The 690-nt window shown below is 60.3% G+C and carries 1 protein-coding gene; it reads left to right on the top strand.

Annotated features, from left to right (window positions below; genetic code table 11):
• Positions 1-587, top strand: a 587-nt coding sequence (tnpC, locus tag AC07PT_RS30425; RefSeq protein WP_494659189.1) for an IS66 family transposase, incomplete at its 5' end; no start/stop codon positions are given.
• Between the last annotated feature and the right edge of the window lie 103 nt (positions 588-690).

The following is a 690-nucleotide window of genomic DNA, read 5'->3' on the forward strand; positions in this document are numbered from 1 at the left end:
CCAGCTTCCACCAAGGCGTGATCGAAGTGGGCTGCATGGCCCACGCGCGGCGCAAGTTCGTGGAGCTGCACCTAGCCAACAAGAGCACCATCGCCGCCACAGCCATCGAGTTGATCGGGCAGCTCTACGGCATTGAGCGAGAACTCAAAAACCAGCCCCCGCAGATCCGACAAATGCAGCGCCAGGCGCTGTCCAAACCCATTGCAGACAAACTGCACGAGTGGCTGACACTGCACCGCGTCAAAGTGCCCGATGGCAGCGCCACGGCCAAGGCCATCGATTACAGCCTCAACCGCTGGGAAGCGCTCACGCGCTTCTTGGCAGACCCGGCCTTGCCCATCGACAACAACCACGACGAGCAGCAGATCCGCCCCTGGGCAACCGGTCGAAAGAACTGGCTGTTTGCGGGCACCCAACTGGCAGGCCAAAGAGCAGCGGCCATCATGAGCCTGATCCAGAGCGCCAAACTCAACGGGCTTGACCCGTACGAGTACCTGCGCGATGTGCTGACTCGGCTGCCCACGCACAAAGCCAGCCGGATTGCGGAATTACTGCCCCACAAATGGGCTGGTGCACGCGAAGGCTGAATTCAAGAGGGAACTTGAAGTGGACTCATGTCCGCGCTGATTGGCGTGGACATGAATACCTTATGGCGAGGGCTCTGGATAGATGACTTGGCCGGTTGCTTAC

The organism is Curvibacter sp. GW821-FHT09D12 (assembly GCF_059416245.1).